Source organism: Deltaproteobacteria bacterium, assembly GCA_003194485.1.
Lineage (GTDB): Bacteria > Desulfobacterota > Dissulfuribacteria > Dissulfuribacterales > UBA3076 > UBA3076.
This window is the reverse complement of sequence record PQXD01000009.1, coordinates 17,017-34,717: the sequence shown is the minus strand read 5'-3', so window position 1 is coordinate 34,717 and position 17,701 is coordinate 17,017. Positions and strand designations below refer to the sequence as shown.

Sequence of the window (17,701 nt, the reverse complement as noted above, 5' to 3'; positions counted from 1 at the left end):
CTGGCTATGGTGGTATTTTTACCCATAGCTTGAGAAAAGACGATCACAGCTTGCCTCTGAAGGCTCAAAAGAGCCTCCTGTGCTGCGTCACAAAATTCGCCTGCGCTTATATGAAATATCCAGGGCATTCCCCTTCAGGATTGAAATCAGTTTCAGGAAATGGTATATATAAAATTTAGCCTGTGTCAGGACAGGAGTCATTCAGGAGGATATGTATTTTGTATTACATTTCGAATCTTAAACAGACTTCCCGAACACTTTCACTCCCGAATAAGCCGCCTTTCCATTTTCGTTTTTTTTCTGCACGTCAACTTGACCAGATCCCTCAAATTGCAGAATTGCCCGATGAGATACGTTTTGCCATGCGGGTGGTAACCAGGGTGCTTCCGTTCCGTGTCAATCAGTATGTAATCAGACATCTCATAAACTGGAAGAATGTACCGGATGATCCCATTTTTCGACTCACATTCCCGCAGCAGGACATGTTGTCCCCTGAACACTTTGACCGCATGGCAGACCTCGTCCGCAGCGGCGCTGACGACAGAAAGATAAGGATCCTGGCCAATGAAATACGTGCAGAACTCAATCCACATCCCGCCGGTCAGCAGACCCTGAATGTCCCTTCCCTGGATGGCCGGCCTCTCAAGGGGATGCAACACAAGTACCGTGAAACGGTACTGTTCTTCCCGCGCCAGGGCCAGACCTGCCATACCTATTGCACCTTCTGTTTTCGCTGGCCACAGTTTGTCGGGACTAAGGATCTGCGCTTCTCTGCCAGCGAGACCTGCGACCTGCACCGTTATCTGGCCAAACACAGGGATGTTACCGACCTTCTGTTCACAGGCGGTGACCCCATGGTCATGAGGACCGGCCTCCTCAAGGCATATATGGAGCCATTACTGCATCCCCAATTCGACCACATACATACCATCCGCATAGGGACCAAGTCCCTGAGCTACTGGCCGTATCGCTATGTAAGTGACAGCGATGCAGATGATCTCTTGAGACTGATGGAGCACATGGTAAATGCCGGAAAACACGTGGCTATCATGGCCCATTACAACCACTGGCAGGAAATGGAAACGCCCATAGCCCGAAAGGCCATCCGGCGGGTCCGTAGCACCGGAGCAATCATACGCAGTCAGAGTCCCATAGTGGCACACATAAACGATGACCCTGAAGTCTGGGCACGCATGTGGCGCACGCAGGTACACCTCGGAATCGTCCCTTACTATATGTTCATAGCACGCAACACCGGTGCCTGTCATTACTTCGAAGTGCCCATAGCCAGGGCCTGTGAGATATATCACAACGCCCTTCAAAAGGTATCAGGACTGGGACGCACGGTACGCGGACCCTCCATGAGCGCCGGTCCCGGCAAGATAGAGATCCAGGGCATTGCAAAAATCAACAATGAAAAGGTCTTTGTGCTGCGCTTTATCCAGGGACGCAATCCTGACTGGGTACAGCGTCCATTTTTTGCGCGCTTTGATCCTGAAGCCACGTGGCTGAGTCACCTCCGCCCGGCATTCGGTGCCGAGAAATTCTTCTACGAAAGATAATCGAAAAAATTAAAGTCTGTTTTCGTGACCAACTGCCTTACAACAGCGGCCTTGATTCTCTGATGTCAAGACACTTTGCTCTTGACACAAATCTCATATAGGTTATTTTAGGCCGGCCCGTATTAATAGGGGAGAAGATTTCCGCTTATCCGGCCGGTAAACAGAAACAGGATGATGAATCTTCACTTCCGATGGACTCTATATCACGCACAAATATCAATAGGGGTCTTTGTCAAAGACCTTTCTCTGAATCAGGTGAATGCTTTCATCATATAGTAGGGGGCGTTAAGCAAATATCCAGAAAGGACCATTTATGACAAATAAAATTATATCAAGGTATTTGCGGCAAGATCGAAAAACCGTAGCGTTTGGCATCTGGTTCCTGTTTTTAAGCCTTTGTCTGGCTGGCAATGCATCCTGGGCCTTCACTGACCATCCAGGCCAGCCTGCGGAGGATACGTCGGAGACGCTCGACATATACGGCCACATCCTGAATCCGCACGGCTCCGGAGTGGCAGATGCCGATGTTGAGATCCTGGTAAACGGGATCGTTCAGGAACCGCTGGTTAAGGATCATCATGGACACGGTAAGGCCAGGATAATAACAAAGTCTGATGGCAGCTTTCAGGCAACCATCGGCCTTGCCAAGGGGACGCTCCCTGGTGCGGAAATAAAGATCAGGGCCTTTAAGCCCAGCTATGAGGAAACCGAGTTTACAGTGCCCTCTGATCAGATAGCGATGAGCGGATCCAGGCACACGGCGAAAGTGGATATCCAAATCAAAAGAAGCCAGGGCCCTGCCTTTTGGATCGCCACCGTAGTATTCGTCCTGGCCTATGTACTGATCTCCTTTGAATTGTTGCACCGTACCCTGGCAGCCATGCTGGGCGCGGCCATAATGCTGGTTATCAGCTACACCATTGGCACAATAAACCCCGAATACCATATCTTTTCATATGAAAGTGCCATTCATGCCATAGACATGAATGTCGTCTTCCTGCTCATGGGGATGATGATCATAGTGGGCATCCTGAAACACACGGGTGTATTTCAGTGGACGGCATACAAGTGTTTTCAGGTATCCAAGGGCAATGTCATTGTCCTGGCAATCATCCTGATGAGTTTCACGGCCGTGTCCTCAGCCTTTCTGGACAATGTTACCACTATGTTGCTGCTCACCCCGGTAACCATAGAAATAGCCCTATCCCTTGGTATTTCACCCATTGCACTACTGATCCCTGAAATTCTTGCCTCAAACATCGGTGGTACGGCTACCCTCATTGGCGATCCGCCGAATATCATGATCGGCTCTTATGCCGGCCTGACATTTCTGGAATTTGTGATAAATCTCACTCCTGCGTGTTTGGTCTGCATGGCAGTCCTCTTCGGGTATACGAAGATTGCCCACAAGAAGGATTATGCCAAGGCACATATTGAAGATATCCAGGCCTTCATTGCCAAGCTCAGGGAAGAATACAAGATTACGGATTCGAATCTCTTGACTGTCGGCCTGATAATAATGGCGATAGTTATAGCGATGTTCCTTACCCACGGGATCTGGCACATGGAGGTGAGCATTGCCGCCTTGTTCGGCGCGGCCCTCCTTTTCACTTACGGTATTCTGACAAAAAAAGTGAATCTTTTGGAACTCATAGAAAAGGATATCGAATGGACTACATTGCTCTTTTTTATGTTCCTGTTCATCCTTGTAGGGGCAGTGGAGGAGGCCGGCCTTCTGGATCTCATTGCGGACTGGGTACTGCATCTCTCCCATGGAAGCCTGGTTGCCTCCATATGTCTGATACTCTGGGTATCGGCCATTATGAGCGCCTTTGTGGATAACATACCCTTTACGGCCACCATGTTGCCTATCGTGGCCTATCTGAGTAAAGTTATCCCTGGAGCTGAGTCCAATGTCTTATGGTGGGCCCTGGCCTTTGGGGCATGTTTCGGTGGTAACGGCACCATGATCGGGGCAAGCGCCAATGTGGTCACCCTGGGTATTGCCGAATCCGCCGGTTATCCCATAAGGTTTTTCGGATACATGAAAGTCGGGTTTTTGTACATGCTTATCAGCGTGGCCATAGCCAATGTTTGGCTGCTGCTTTTCTATTAAATCAATGAGGAGGTACCAGGGATGGGCGGAGATTTCAGGCCATTGACTAAATTTTTACTCCCTGTGGATATGAATGAGTCTTTTCGGAGGCCTGCTGCCCTGGCAGGGAATATGGCTGGTGCCCTTGGAGACAGGGTGGAGCGGGTAACATTCCTGCACGTCATGGGGGGGCGTTACCTGGGTGAACATATGAAGAATATAGATGTCCGCGCGGACTTCGTGCTGGAGACTGATCTCTTCAAAAGGCTTCGGCAGCAGTATATTGAAAAAGAAATCCGTCCCTTGCTGGAAGAGGCGCAGGAAACTCTGACTTCATGCAGTTGCAAAGCTCCCTCGGACCTGGAGGTCCGGGACGGAAAACCCGTAAAGGAAATAATACGATTTTCCACAGAAGGAAGTTATTCCACCATTATTATAGAGCGGCGCGGGCTTTCCAGTCTCCATCGCGCCCTATTTGGCAGTGTCAGCGCCGGGCTCTTGCACAGCAATGTTGCAGCGACCATCTACCTCGTGGGCTCTGAGGCCGCTGCAGCAAAACATGCTCCCGTGCGCAGGTGCCTGCTGGCCCTGGACGGCTCTGTTCCTTCCGAGGCGGCAGCCAGGGAAGCGGCCGTTCTTTTGGGAGGATGCAGGGAAGGCCTGGAGACAGTCATTCTGCTCCACGTAATAGGTGCAGCCCGGTATGCTGAACAGGTTGCCGGGCAATGTCCAGTGGATAAGGATGTGCAGTCGGTCTTTGAGTTACCCAAAAGGAGCCTGCTCGAGCATGGAGTCCCTGAATCCGTCATTCAGGAGAATGTCAGGTGCGGAGAAAATCCCGCCGACCTTATCGTCGAGGAGGTGGAAAAGGCGGGATGCGACTTGGTCTTCATGGGCAGACAGGGAAGATCCGCACTGAAAGAGTTGTTCATGGGAAGCGTCAGCCAGGGAGTAATAAATAAAGCCTCAAAGCCAACCATTGCATTAACGAAATAAAAAAGGCGTCAGGTAAGGTCAAGACCTGACGCCTCTTTATCGTTGTTTGTCCTCCAAAGATATCCCGCACAAACAATCATAACAATCATCCTGAAACCAGATATCCCTGAAACAAATTTCAGGGCAGGTCAGGCTGACATTACGGAATTATATCAGCATGGCGTACAGAATCATACAAGCAACAAACATGCAGATTATAAAATAGGTTAAACTTCTCCGGGCACCTCCAAGCCCAAAAAGGTATACTATGCCTCCGAAAAGTGCAGCCGGCAGGGAACAGGAACAGGCAAGCCAGACCCCGAGCTGCGTAATTGCATCGCCTTTACTAAGGTCGTGCATCCAGAAAAGAGGCCCGGGATATTGTCCTGCCGCAGTCACTGCCGCCCAGATCTCTTCTGCGCTCTTGCCCTCCCAGACAAGAGAAAAAATCTTAAATGGATCTGCTACATTATTAGCCGGCGCCAGCAGGCTTACAACCGGCCCTATTAAGGCTATAAGTGCCCCTATAATACACACCCAATAGAGTGTATCTCCAACTACAATACCGGCAAACGGTACTCTCATTTTCTGTTCTTCCATAATTACCTCCCTCTTTTACCCGATCATCCGATCCTTATTATTCTTTACTCTTAGCGATGAGGTAAAAAACTAATGCAATGCAGACCCCCATGAACCCCAGTCTGCTCCATAAGGGCAGTTCAACCACCCCTAAGAGAGCCAAACCTTTGGTAAACAGCCCAAAAGAGGTGAAAAGCAAGACCCCGATCAATATGAACCTTACAATAGCTGCCTTCATCCCGATCAATACCTGTGCCCCCAATACTCCCCCTACAATCTGTCCAACGAGCAGAGGGGCTATAACTATCGGGATCATGGCACCGGCTTTAAAGTAAGGCCACACTGACACACAACTGCCCATGCCAAGTCCGGTCATACTGACGGCGGCCGCCACCTTAAGCGGGCACCCCATGATGACATTCAGGGCCGGGACAACAGCCCATCCACCACCCATGCCAAAAAAGCCGCCTATCAAACCCACAAAGAATACTGCTACCGCGAACAAGAGGCCTCTATGCAGCTTATAATCTATCGCCTTTCCTGCAGATGGTTCATAATAAGGCAAACGTAATTGAAAGAAACGGGTAAAGGCGTCTTCCTCCTTCACTTCCGGGTATTCTAATTTCTGTCCCCCCAAGAGGAAATAGAGGAAGAGTGCAAAAATAATAAGCGCCAAGGCAATTCTGACAATCGCTTCACCTGTAATCCCAAATGCCGCGGCAACAAATATGGCGCTCTTGGCACCAACAAAGGCGCCTATTCCTATGGGTATCATAAGAAAAAGACCGAGTCTGATATTACACAGCCCGGTCCTCGCGAGTGGCCCTGTAGCTACCAAGGCGTTAAACATGGCTACGACAAGGCCGGACGCCCTGATGATCACGCTGTTCATCGGAGTGAACGCCATGGCAACAGGAGACCAGATGACCCCGCCACCAATTCCACCCAGTGTGCCGATAAAGCCGATGCCCAAGCTGGCGAGGAAAAGACCGGAAATCCATGCGGATACATAAAATGTACTCACTGCCGCCTCGGGAGGGGCCTCTATTGACATGGATATCAAGAGCCATCCGACATAAACAACGATGGAGGCTGCGCATAGTGCAAACAGTTCCAGCCAGGGATAAGGTTTGTACCAGTTTTTAAGAGCTACTTTCCATCTGGGAAGAGCTTCTGTTCTTTCCATAATTTATACCCCCTCCTTGAAATTTTTCTCTAATTATAACTTTGCATTACAATACCGGCGTAATGTTGTCATTCTTTTATGGCCTTCTTACCACCAGAATCGGACAACCTGCATAACCTATAACCCTCTCTGCCACGCTTCCCATAAGAAGCCTTTCTATGCCGGTCCTGCCATGGCTTCCAACAACTATGAAACCTGCGTCCTTCTCCTCTGCGGTATTAACTATAACCTCATAAGGTTCGCCTTTAAGGGTCAAGGCCTCGACCTTTATACCTTCCCTCTCTGCGACATCTTTCACCATGCCAACACTTGCCTCTGCTACTTGAGAATTTTCATCCCTTTTATAGACAGAAAGGGCGATGAGACTACTCCCAATGTTTTTTGCAATGCTTATAGCCTCACGGGTTGCGAACTCGCTGAATATTGAACCGTCTGTCGAGATCAGGATCTTCTCAAACGAGATCCTGGCAGATCTCGGCACAACCAGGACCTTACAGGGGGCATCGCCTATGACCCTGGCAGTCACGCTCCCCATCAAGATCCTCGTGATCCCGGTCCTGCCACGTCTGCCCATAATTATCATCTCCGCATTGTTTTTTGCCGCCTCATCAATAATGTATTCGTAAGTCTTTGGGCCCCGGCGTTCAATTATCTCACAGGCGGCCCCTTCCTTCTCAGCCCTTTCTTTTAATGACTCAAGATATACTCTTGTAACCCTTTCTAACTCTTGAGCAGCTACGAGCGGATAGTTTGCGGCAAACTCACGAATATCAGGTTCTTCTGCAACAGACATTATGTAGAGTTTGCTGCCGCAGGTCTTTGCCAGATTAATAGCCTCCCTTATTGCACCCTCACTGAATTCAGAACGATCTGATGCCAAAAGCAGCTTTTCCATCCTTGCTACCGGACATACCTGATCTGCACTCATGTCACACCTCCTTCTTCATTTTAACCAGCAAGGAATGAAATCAAGCTGGTTTTACAAAATATCCTTTGTGAGTCCATCCCAAATTATGCAGCTCATCAAGGGCCGGACGCTGCGAGAGACACCAAACCGGCTCCGGCCATTCCTTAATTCGCCTTTCTCAAACCAAATCCAAAGATTTCGGCCAGGTAATCCAGAGCTATAAAAAACCTTAGGATTCTCAAATAATTATACGCATTCAAGCAGCGGGATTATACAATGTGTCCAAAAAACTTGTCAAGGTAAAACTTGCCAGCCCTCCGTCCCGGCAAGGGCCTGTTAAGACCGAGGAGATACTTCGCTCCGGGCGGCCTCATCAGAATCAAACCAGGCCCTCAGCCAGCTCACGGCCTCATCCCTGTTGCCGACCGTCCCCTCTACCTGGGCCCCTTCCAGGGCATCAAGGGCCCTCCCAATCAACGGCCCGGGAGACAGCCCAAAGATCCTTTGAATGTCATGGCCTGTAAGAAGCCTGGGACGCATCTTTATTGGCTTCAGGCAGTCCTGATAAAAAGTGTGTACCGCTTCCCACAGCATGGCCAGTTCCGCATCAAGCTCCGGCGGCTTAAGCGGCCCGCAGCCGGACATGCTGTCAGCCATGGCGAGAAGAAAGACGGCCGGGTAATCAGAACCGGTTTCCGTAATGAGTCGCCTCATGGCCCGCCTGGTGGGTCCTCCCTGCCTGAGATCTCTCAGGAGGTGAAACGGGCGCATGTGAAGCCTTACCATCTTTGCTGCAAATGCGGTTTCCTGCCTGGACCAGCGAAGGCGCTTTCCTATTCCCCGGACCATGTCCGACCCAATATGATCATGGCGGTAAAAGGTAGTGCGTCCCTGCTTTTCCCCCTTGCAGGCCGGCTTGCCGATGTCATGAAATAAAGCCGCCAACTTAAGGACAGGAATTCGGGCACTGTTTTCAATAATCCAGTCCTTTACAGGTTCGCAGGGAGAAAATTTCCTGCAGGGATTGGCAATAAGATCCTCCATGGCCTCTACGGTTGCGAGACTGTGGCCGAGGACATCCAGATGATGATAACCCGGCTGGGGCATACCTTCCATGCTATCGATCTCGGGCAAAATCGCCTGCAGCAATCCGACCTGGATCATCTCATGCAGAGTCCTGCCTGTTCTCTCTGACTCCATGATCAGGCCGAGTTCGTGGCTGATACGCTCCGGGGCAACCGAGCCTATGGCACTTGATAGTTCCTTTATATAGATCCATGTGCGCTGCTCTATCTCAAAATCCAGTTGGGATCTGAAGCGATAGGCCCTAAGAAGCCTCAGGGGATCGGATTCAAGGTTCTTCCGGGAGATTGCCCTTATTATTCGATTATCAAGGTCTGCAAGACCACCTGTAGGGTCCAGGATTTGGCGATTATTTCTTAGAGACCGGACGATTGGATGATTGGATGAAAGTAAAACTTCATCAAGCAAAGAAAGGGCTGAAGACAGCAACACTGCCATGGCATTTATGGTGAAGTCCCGCTGGCACAGATCCTCCTCGATGTCATTGGCCGTGTCTCTGTACTGGCTGAAATCCAGTATAATATCCGGGCATACGACCCTTGCCACCCCCTCCTTCTCATCCAGCATGACGAAGTGTCCTGTCGTCCTCCGGGCAAAGCGCCGGGCAAGGGCGGCGGCGCCATCCGGCACCACCAGATCAAGATCGAGAATCTTCCTGCCCAGGAGCCAGTCCCTTACAGGCCCACCGGCCACGTAAGCTTCACCGGAAGAGGACAGGGCCTCAAGCTCTTTCAAAACAGTATGCAAATCTGCCATGGACCAAAGTTTCGCTTATACCTGAACGGTCATTACCTGGGATGTAAATATTCTTATAAACCCGTGGTCCACTGGTAACCGATCACAGGGTGCCTCTTCTTCCAACATGCTCTCGCCCTTTGTTTTCTTAAGGCCTTTGTAAGCATGGGACCCTCCCCGTTCTCCTTCGCTGCGCTCCGGAGCCGGGGTTTCCCATGCTGCAAAGGCCAAGAAAACTACAGGGCTAACGCAAATCGTTTCCAGAAGAAGCATCCTGTGATCGGTTATATCCATTGTGCTTTGAAGTTGCCATCAGTGCCTTGCCGCAGAAGCGGTTTGCCTTTTGCAGGGTTTCGATCGCGGGCCGGATTGCACTGCCTCTCCGGTCTGCGATGAGTGAGCTTTGAAACCCGAAAAAAGGCGAACCGCTTCAAGGCAGAATATAACGGGTTCATAAGAATATTTACCTTGTGATTTCCTATCATGTTTATCACCAAATTCTCCTGACCAGATCATGAAGCTCGGTCCGAAATTGGCGCATTTCGGCCTGGCCTTTTATGTCGGCCTTTGGAAAAGTGCGGTTGGCAAGGAGTACGACCAATATTTCATGCTCCAGGTCCATCCAGAAGGATGTGCCTGTAAAGCCCAAGTGACCTATACTTTGAGGAGAAAAACCGCTTCCTGCACTGGAGCCGGCCGGAGATGGGGTATCGAAACCAAGGGCCCACGTACTGTCAGGACCCTGGATACGCCAGAACTCCTGAAGAAGCCTTTTTGGAAAATTGGGGCAATTGCTCCTGCCCTTATAAATATCAAGTAGTCCCAGGAGAAGTTTTGCCACTGATCCCGCTGTTCCGAAAAGGCCTGCATGGCCTGCCACCCCACCGATAACCCAGGCATTCAGGTCGTGGACCTCGCCGCAGACCACCCTTTTTCTGAATGGACATACCTCTGTAGGCGCTACAAGCCCGGTGCAACACATATATCTTACATCCTCTCTTTCCCCCTCTGTAAAAGTGGGCTTAGGCGGGATCTGCCCGGTTGCCGGGTTATTCGTCAAGGGAAAATACAGGCCTTTCACATGTAAAGGTTCAAATACCAACTCTCGTGCGGCATCCGCCAGACCCTTTCCGATGAGGCTCTCTATTACCCAGCCGAGGAGCATGAACCCAAGGTCGCTGTATCTGGCCCGTGTTCCGCAGGGAGATGCCAGGGATTCGGCCAGGAGCAGCTTTTTCATTTCCAGGGACCGGGATTCAGGGGCCAAGTGAATTAGTTCCTTATAAAATGGTCTGTAGGCTGGAAGCCCGGATGCGTGTCCTAAAAGGTGCCGGATGGATATCTGGATTTTGTCTGGCGGAACTTCGGAAAGGAATAACTCCAGCGTGTCATCAAGGTGTAATTTACCCCTTTCTGCCAAGGCCATGACAGAAAGCGCGGTGGCAAGGGGTTTGGTAAGGGATGCGAGGTCGTAAGCCGTGTCGGGACTTACCCTTGCAGACCAGGGAACATGGGTGACCCCGCCCCGGGCGGTCTCAAATACAACTTCTCCACCGGCTGCTACCGTCAGTACGGCCCCTGGGAAAAGACCGCTTCCGAGGGCCCTCTCAAATAGCCTGTCTATCCCGCAGAACTTAGAATTCCGTCTTCTTTGTCCCAAAGGAAGTAAATAATTGCCAAACGGGGATATCAAAAAGGAACGTCATCCTCTATCGGCGGCTGCGGCGGTTCAAGGTCTGTTTCTGTCCCCGATGCCCTCTCTCCTCTGGTATCCAGCATCATCATGTCCCTGGCAACTACTTCTGTAGTCCACCGCTTATTTCCGTCCTGATCTTCCCAGGACCTGGTCCTTATCTGACCTTCCACAAAGACATTGCTTCCTTTTTTCAGATACTCGCCGCATATTTCCGCAAGCCTTCTCCAGGCCACAATCCTGTGCCAGTCCGTCTCTTCCTCCCACTGATCCCCGCGCTTTATCGGACGGTTTGTGGCCATGCGGAAATTAGCTACTGCCGTTCCGTCAGAGGTATAACGTATTTCCGGATCTGCGCCCAAGCGCCCGATGAGCAAAACCTTATTGAGGCTCCTTGCCATGTCCTTAACCTCCCTTTCAGCCATAAGCATTGACCCATACTACACCTAATGAACAATATGACTATTGAGTTAGCTCCGCTTCGATATATAGTCTTTGATTATTGGGTAATCATCCCTTGTCCCTCCAATGCTCTCATCCCTTGTTTTCTGAGGCTTTTGCAGCATGGGACCCTCCCTGTTCTCCTCCGCTGCGCTTCGGAGCCAGGGTTTCCCATACTGCAAAAGCCAGGAAAACTGCGGGACTTCCGCAAGTCGCTCCAAGGGATGATTACCCAATAATCCCGTTATAATTAGCATATGATGCGGAGCTAACTCAATAGTCATAATGAACAATTACCTGAAATCCTTGTTTTGTTGTAAGGGCAACTATATAACATGGTTTTTTGTAAATATTCGGTGAACCCGTGGTCCACTGTGGAAGTTGCCATCCGTGCCCTGCCGCAGGAGCGGTTTGCCTTTTGCAGGGTTTCAACCGCGGGCCGGATTGCACTGCCTCTCCGGTCTGCGATGAGTGAGCTTTGAAACCCGGAAAAAGGTAACCGCTCCAAGGCAGGATATAACGGGTTCACCGGATATTTACGTCTTTTTAAACAATAAATCTGAACCGCCCCTTACCCAGAAGATCATGAAGGTGCACCACTCCAACCAGTTGACCATCTGTTTCGATAACAGGCAGCACTGTAATAAGGTGTCTTTCCATAAGGGCAAGGGCGTCTGCCGCAAGGGCTTCCGGAGAGATGCTTTTAGGATTTCTTGTCATCACCTGCTCCACAACCTTTTCCGACAGGTCCCCCATACGAATCAGTGCCCTTCTCAGATCACCATCCGTTACGATCCCGACTACTGATTCCTCCCCATCAAGCACCAATACCGAACCCAGACGTTTGATGTCCATTTCCCTGAGGATTTCGGCCATACCGGTCCCCAGGCGAGCCAGCGGGACTTCAGGCCCGGTGATCATAACCTCTCGCACCTGGACCCTGAGCCTGTCACCAAGGGTTCCGGCGGGATGATTTTTCCTGAAATCCTCTTCACTGAATCGCCGCATCTTCAGGAGGACTACTGCCAGTGCATCGCCGGCGGCCAGGGTTGCTGTAGTGCTGGCAGTAGGAGCCAGGCCGAGGGCGCAGGCCTCCCTGTCAACCCCAGTGTCTATCATTGCCTCGCTGATCCTGGCAAGGGTTGACTCCCTGTTGCCTGTCATGGCGATTACGGTGATTCCCCTGTTTCTGAAAGCGGGTATCAGATCCCTGAGTTCCTGGGTCTCGCCGCTATTTGAGATGGCAATTATTATATCATCTCTGGTAACCATACCCAGATCACCATGCACGGCCTCAACCGGATGGAGAAACATGGCAGGAGTACCTGTGCTGGCCAGGGTAGCGGTTATTTTTCTGCCGATAAGACCTGATTTTCCTATTCCGGTTACTACTACACGGCCTTTGGTTTCAAGCAGCAATCTTATGGCCCTTACAAAGCCTTCATCCAGATGATCGCCTACCTGCCTGATCCCGGCTATCTCAATTTCAATAACTTCCCTGGCGGCAGAAATGATAGAATCAAAATCCTCATCAATCAGCAACGCATTCTCATTGTTCTTTATTAGCTTTTTCAAGCCCGTACTTCCTTATTATAAAATAAAATAAAATTTATTGTACTCTGGAAAGAGCAATACCTTCAAGCCCTGTGTATTGTATAAAATGTAAATATTCTTATGAACCCGTGGCCCACTGGTAACCGGTCACAGGGCGCTCCTTCTTCCAACATGCTCTCGCCCCTTGTTTTCTTAAGGCCTTTGTAAGCATGGGACCCTCCCCGTTCTCCTCCGCTGCGCTCCGGAGCCTGGGTTTCCCTTGCAGCAAAGGCCAAGAAAACTACAGGGCTGACGCAAATCGTTTCCAGAAGAAATACCCTGTGACCGGTTGCATAAAAGTAAATATTCGGTGAACCCATTATATCCTGCCTTGAAGCGGTTTGCCTTTTTCCGAGTTTCAAAGCTCACTCATCGCAGACCGGAGAGGCAGTGCAATCCGGCCCGCGATCGAAACCCTGCAAAAGGTAAACCGCTCCTGCGGCAGGGCACGGATGGCAACTTCCACAGTGGACCACGGGTTCACCGAATATTTACTCACTGGCATGGGGTGTTTCTGCAGAATCAAGGCATTATGTATTTCTGCTCGTGCTTCGGCACCCACCACCGTATGAAGTTGTAAGTTATGCCGGCAGGAGCAGGCTCAATACCTTTGAAACGCTTGTGGATCACGGGAAGGGCCATTGGAACGTAAAGAAAAGTATAGGGCTGGTCCTCAGCCAGTATCTCCTGGATACGCCAGTATATTTTCTTACGTTCATTGCGGTCAAAGGTCCTCCGACCCTCCACAAGGAGACGGTCCATCTCGGGGTTCTGGTAACTGATAAAGTTCAGCTCCTTCCCGCCTGTCTTGGAAGAGTGCCAGATGTCATAAATGTCAGGGTCCTGTCCCAATGTCCAGCCCAGTATTACCGCCTCGAACCGCCTCTTGTCTATGAAGTCGTTGATAAATGCAGTCCACTCAAGGGTCCTGATCTTCATGTCTATCCCGATCTGCCTGAGCCTGTACTGAATTATCTGTGCTGTTCGATCCCTCAGGGGATTACCCTGATTGGTTATTACCGTGAATGAGAAGGGCCTCCCCTTTCTGTCCAGCCAGCCGTCTCCGTCCCTGTCCACCCAGCCGGCCCCGGAAAGCAAGGCCAGCGCCCTTTTCGGATTATATGGATAACGCCTGACATCCGGGTTGTAAAACCATGCATCAGGTTTGTACGGGCCGGTTGCCTTTACTCCATAGCCCAAAAGCACGCCACGGATTATTTCATCCTTGTCTATGGCATAGGCAATGGCCTGTCTTACTCTTTTGTCTGTAAAGAGAGGAAATTTTAAATTATAACCCAGATATGTATATGAAAAGGAGAGATAGCGATATTTATTGATATTTTTTTTAAAAAACAGGGTGTTTGTCTGCCTCTCATACTGGATTGGGGATAGTCCCATCCAGTCAAGGCCTCCTGATTTCAGCTCGAGGAACATGGTGGCCGGATCAGGTATTATTCTCATTATATAGCGGTCGAGATAAGGCCGTCCTTCAAAATAGGTGGGATTTGCCTTCAGCTCTATACGCTCCTGGGTCTTCCATTCTGAGAGGCTGTACGGACCCAGGCCGACAGGGTTTCGCCCAAGGGCGCTCTTTGTGATGTCCTTTCCATCCAGCAGGTGCTTTGGCAGCACGACCAAATTCCCCCAGGAGCTCAGGGCAGGGGCAAATGGCTCCCTGTAGGTCACCTTAAAGGTATAAGGATCAGGGGCCTCGGCCTTTTCGACCTCCAGGAAATCACCTGCATATGCAGTTGGGGTGCCAGGGGCCGTAATGGTCTCAAAGCCGAAGAGCACGTCCTCCGAGGTAAAAGGCTCTCCGTCTTCCCACTTAACCCCCTTCCTGAGCTTAAAGGTGATGGTAAGACCGTCAGGAGAAATTTCCCATGATTCAGCCAGGTCCCCAACCAGTCTGAGGTCCTTGTCGTATTTAACCAGGCCGTTGTAAATGAGGCCGGCGATCTGGTGCGATGTGGCGTCAGAGGCCAGCATGGGAATCAGTGTAGTGGCGTCCCCGATGGATCCCAAGACAATGGCATCGCCGTAGTCCGGCCCGGCCGCGTGAGAAAGGTGGAAGGCTGAAGGTGGAAGGCTGAAGAAAAAAAATGAAAGAGGGAGAAAAATTGAAATTTTAGTGAAATACAATAATAAATTTTTCATTAACTCAAAATTCAAAATTCAGCATTCAACATCTCTTTTCCTTCCTCTCTCTGAGGCCCTCAACACAGCTATAAGGCACCCTCAGTCCTCCCATGCCTCTGCCCACCATTATTTTTGGTTTGGCCTTGCCATGATAGTCGCTACCGCCGGTGGGGACCAGGTCATACTTCTTGCAGAGCGACAGAGTCAAATTAATCAGCTCCTTGCTGTGCATGCTATAGTAACATTCGATGCCGTCGAGCCCTTGCTCTGTCCACATTGCCACAAGCTCATCCAGGTGTGCGGGAGTTCCGAATTCAAGTGACACGGGATGGGCCAGGACCGCCAGACCTCCGGCCTTATGTATGGTGGTTATTGCCCTCTCCGAACTCAGGATGGACTTTGGAGCGTAGGCAGGTGCGCCCTTTTTCAGATAACGGGCAAAGGCCTCATCAGTGGATCTTACATAACCTCGATTCACCATGGCCCTTGCAATGTGCGGGCGCCCGATCTGCCCCCCCTTGCCCATTTCCTCCAGCTCACCCCGGGATATCGGGCAACCCAGATCCCTGAGACGTTCAAGAATCAAGGGATTTCGCGCGGCCCTTGCAGACTGGACCTCTTTCAACACCTCGTTTAATTCAGGTGAAGCAGGATCAAAGAGATAGCCCAGGACATGCAGGGTACCATGTGATATCCGGACGCTCAGTTCCACGCCGGTGAGCATCTCCATTCCAAGCTTCCCGGATGCCTCAAGGGCCTCAGGGATGCCTGCCACAGTGTCATGGTCGGTGACCGCAATTGCTGCAAGACCTGAGTTTACGGCAATCCGTATCACTTCAGCAGGTGAATCAGAACCGTCGGATGCCGTGGTATGTATATGCAAATCGCAGTATTTCATTTGAACCCCTGAACCCGGAATCATAACCGGATATTATAGTCTATGGAGCACACTATACTGAATAGCCATTCGGTCAAATAAGAAAAAATTATCCTCATAGTCAATTCTCCATCTGGTAATGCATGATGGCCTGTAAAATCCTGACGAGCGATCTTCCATACAGCATGTTGAGGCCCCAGCAATAGCATTCACTAGATCTTGTGTGTAATCCCTATTTCGCTGACTTTATACGAGACCGTCAATTCATTGATGGAAGCAATTTCCTTAAAGCCCTGGCATGTAAAGAAACAAATGCCTGTACATTAACCGATATTTTGGGGTTGACAAATGAAGTAAAAAGATATTATACACAGTCACAGTTGAAGAATTTTTTATATTTTGCCGAATGATGATTCATTTTTTGTGCTGGTACTGTTTTGGGTGCCAAAAAGGAATATGTTAACCTATATTTATTCCTTAACTGAAACTGCTGTTAACAACATTCTATTAAGGAGGAAGAATTAAATGGCAGATCTCAAAAAACATGATACTCCTATGATTGATGAGCTGAAAAAGGGGCCATGGCCGAGTTTCGCTGACGACATAAACACGAGGGCGGAGAGCGGCGTCCAGTGCTGCTACGATCTTCTGGGTCAGATGGAACTCTCTTATGTGCACAAGGAGACACACTGGAAACACGGTGGTATTGTAGGTGTCTTTGGATATGGCGGCGGGGTTATCGGGCGCTACTCGGACGCCCCTCATGAGTTCCCCTCCATCGCCCATTTTCACACCTTACGTATCAACCAGCCGGCCAGCAAGTTTTATAATACCAAGTTCCTGCGCAAGCTCTGTGATATGTGGGACCATCGCGGAAGCGGCATATTCAACTTCCACGGCTCGACAGGCGACATGGTCATGATCGGTACCACGACCGATCAGTTGGAGCCCATTTTTTTCGACCTGACCCACCAGTTCGACATGGACCTTGGCGGATCCGGCTCCAACCTCAGGACGCCTTCATGCTGCGTAGGCAAGGCCCGCTGCGAATATTCGTGCCTGGATACACAGGCCATCACCTATGACCTGACCATGACCTATCAGGACGAGCTGCACAGGCCGGCCTTTCCGTACAAGTTCAAATTCAAGACATCCGGCTGCCCCAATGACTGCGTGGCGGCAATTGCACGTGCATGTACTTCCATTATCGGCACCTGGCGGGACAATATCCGTATAGACCAGAAGGCGGTCCAGGCCTATATCGGCGGGGAGATAAAACCCAATGCCGGTGCCTTTTCTGATCGCGACTGGGGCCCGTTCGATATCCAGAAAGAGGTCATTGATCTCTGTCCCAGCAAGTGCATGTATATGGACGGAAACGAGCTCAAGATCGATGATCGCGAGTGTGTCCGCTGCATGCACTGCATTAATGTCATGCCCAGTGCCCTGCGTCCAGGTGTGGATACAGGCGCCACGATCCTGAACGGGGCAAAGGCGCCGATCCTTGAAGGCGCCCAGATGTCCACCCTGATCATCCCGTTCATGAAGATGGAATACCCCTATCAGGAGTTCAAGGACTATGTAGAACTGATGTGGGACTGGTGGATGGAAGAGGGCAAGAACCGGGAGAGACTTGGCGAGCTCATCCAGCGCCAGGGCCTCAGGCATTACATCGTAGATATACTCGGGCGCAAACCCATTCCGCAGCACGTAAAGGAACCCAGGTCCAATCCGTACCATTTCTGGAAAGAGGAAGAGGTACCGGGTGGATGGAAACGCGATCTCGCAGAATTCCGCAAAAAGCACCTTGCTTAATCAAGCTTAACAGGAGGTAAA

Annotated in this window: 17 protein-coding genes; 4 read left to right on the top strand and 13 right to left on the bottom strand. The window is 50.5% G+C overall.

Annotated elements, in window-relative coordinates; all coding sequences use genetic code 11:
- Positions 1-227: 227 nt before the first annotated feature.
- The 3 genes from C4B57_06545 (at position 228) to C4B57_06535 (ending at position 4,653) form a co-directional block, all read left to right on the top strand.
- Complete coding sequence (locus tag C4B57_06545; GenBank protein ID PXF54593.1) at positions 228-1,562, top strand: lysine 2,3-aminomutase; 1,335 nt, start codon at positions 228-230, stop codon at positions 1,560-1,562.
- A gap of 313 nt (positions 1,563-1,875) precedes the next feature.
- Complete coding sequence (locus tag C4B57_06540; GenBank protein PXF54528.1) at positions 1,876-3,678, top strand: citrate transporter; 1,803 nt, start codon at positions 1,876-1,878, stop codon at positions 3,676-3,678.
- 21 nt (positions 3,679-3,699) lie between these two features.
- Entirely contained in the window at positions 3,700-4,653 is a 954-nt protein-coding gene (locus C4B57_06535) for a hypothetical protein (GenBank protein PXF54527.1), read from the top strand.
- Positions 4,654-4,800: 147 nt separating this feature from the next.
- Here C4B57_06535 and C4B57_06530 read toward each other — a convergent pair whose 3' ends face one another.
- The 13 genes from C4B57_06530 to C4B57_06470 all read right to left on the bottom strand — a co-directional run bounded on the left by C4B57_06530 (position 4,801) and on the right by C4B57_06470 (position 15,910).
- A complete protein-coding gene (locus tag C4B57_06530) occupies positions 4,801-5,232 on the bottom strand; it encodes a hypothetical protein (GenBank protein ID PXF54526.1) in 432 nt (143 codons plus the stop codon).
- A 37-nt stretch (positions 5,233-5,269) separates the two neighbouring features.
- Positions 5,270-6,397 (bottom strand): sulfite exporter TauE/SafE family protein, encoded by a 1,128-nt coding sequence (locus tag C4B57_06525; protein ID PXF54525.1) that lies wholly within the window; start codon positions 6,395-6,397, stop codon positions 5,270-5,272.
- Positions 6,398-6,473: 76 nt separating this feature from the next.
- Complete coding sequence (locus C4B57_06520; GenBank protein ID PXF54524.1) at positions 6,474-7,325, bottom strand: universal stress protein; 852 nt, start codon at positions 7,323-7,325, stop codon at positions 6,474-6,476.
- Positions 7,326-7,640: 315 nt separating this feature from the next.
- A complete protein-coding gene (locus tag C4B57_06515) occupies positions 7,641-9,143 on the bottom strand; it encodes a polynucleotide adenylyltransferase (GenBank protein ID PXF54523.1) in 1,503 nt (500 codons plus the stop codon).
- 15 nt (positions 9,144-9,158) lie between these two features.
- Positions 9,159-9,416, bottom strand: a complete 258-nt coding sequence (locus C4B57_06510) for a hypothetical protein (GenBank protein PXF54522.1) — start codon at positions 9,414-9,416, stop codon at positions 9,159-9,161.
- Positions 9,407-9,616, bottom strand: a complete 210-nt coding sequence (locus tag C4B57_06505; GenBank protein ID PXF54521.1) for a hypothetical protein — start codon at positions 9,614-9,616, stop codon at positions 9,407-9,409. The genes C4B57_06510 and C4B57_06505 overlap by 10 nt, the downstream gene beginning before the upstream one ends.
- Entirely contained in the window at positions 9,613-10,815 is a 1,203-nt protein-coding gene (locus C4B57_06500; protein ID PXF54520.1) for a serine hydrolase, read from the bottom strand. The genes C4B57_06505 and C4B57_06500 overlap by 4 nt, the downstream gene beginning before the upstream one ends.
- On the bottom strand, positions 10,812-11,216 hold the full coding sequence (locus C4B57_06495; protein ID PXF54592.1) for a single-stranded DNA-binding protein: 405 nt from the start codon (positions 11,214-11,216) through the stop codon (positions 10,812-10,814). The genes C4B57_06500 and C4B57_06495 overlap by 4 nt, the downstream gene beginning before the upstream one ends.
- Positions 11,217-11,285: 69 nt before the next feature.
- Positions 11,286-11,540, bottom strand: coding sequence for a hypothetical protein (locus C4B57_06490; protein ID PXF54519.1), 255 nt, complete (start codon positions 11,538-11,540; stop codon positions 11,286-11,288).
- Between the two features lie 262 nt (positions 11,541-11,802).
- Positions 11,803-12,792, bottom strand: coding sequence for a KpsF/GutQ family sugar-phosphate isomerase (locus C4B57_06485; GenBank protein ID PXF54591.1), 990 nt, complete (start codon positions 12,790-12,792; stop codon positions 11,803-11,805).
- A gap of 101 nt (positions 12,793-12,893) precedes the next feature.
- On the bottom strand, positions 12,894-13,211 hold the full coding sequence (locus C4B57_06480) for a hypothetical protein (GenBank protein PXF54518.1): 318 nt from the start codon (positions 13,209-13,211) through the stop codon (positions 12,894-12,896).
- Positions 13,212-13,371: 160 nt separating this feature from the next.
- Positions 13,372-15,006: a peptide-binding protein gene (locus tag C4B57_06475; protein PXF54590.1), complete on the bottom strand. Its 1,635-nt coding sequence runs from the start codon at positions 15,004-15,006 to the stop codon at positions 13,372-13,374.
- 25 nt (positions 15,007-15,031) lie between these two features.
- Positions 15,032-15,910, bottom strand: coding sequence for a hypothetical protein (locus C4B57_06470; protein ID PXF54517.1), 879 nt, complete (start codon positions 15,908-15,910; stop codon positions 15,032-15,034).
- 480 nt (positions 15,911-16,390) lie between these two features.
- On the opposite strand from C4B57_06470, the gene dsrA reads away from it, so the two are divergent.
- Complete coding sequence (gene dsrA / locus C4B57_06465) at positions 16,391-17,680, top strand: dissimilatory-type sulfite reductase subunit alpha (GenBank protein ID PXF54516.1); 1,290 nt, start codon at positions 16,391-16,393, stop codon at positions 17,678-17,680.
- Positions 17,681-17,701: the final 21 nt, after the last annotated feature.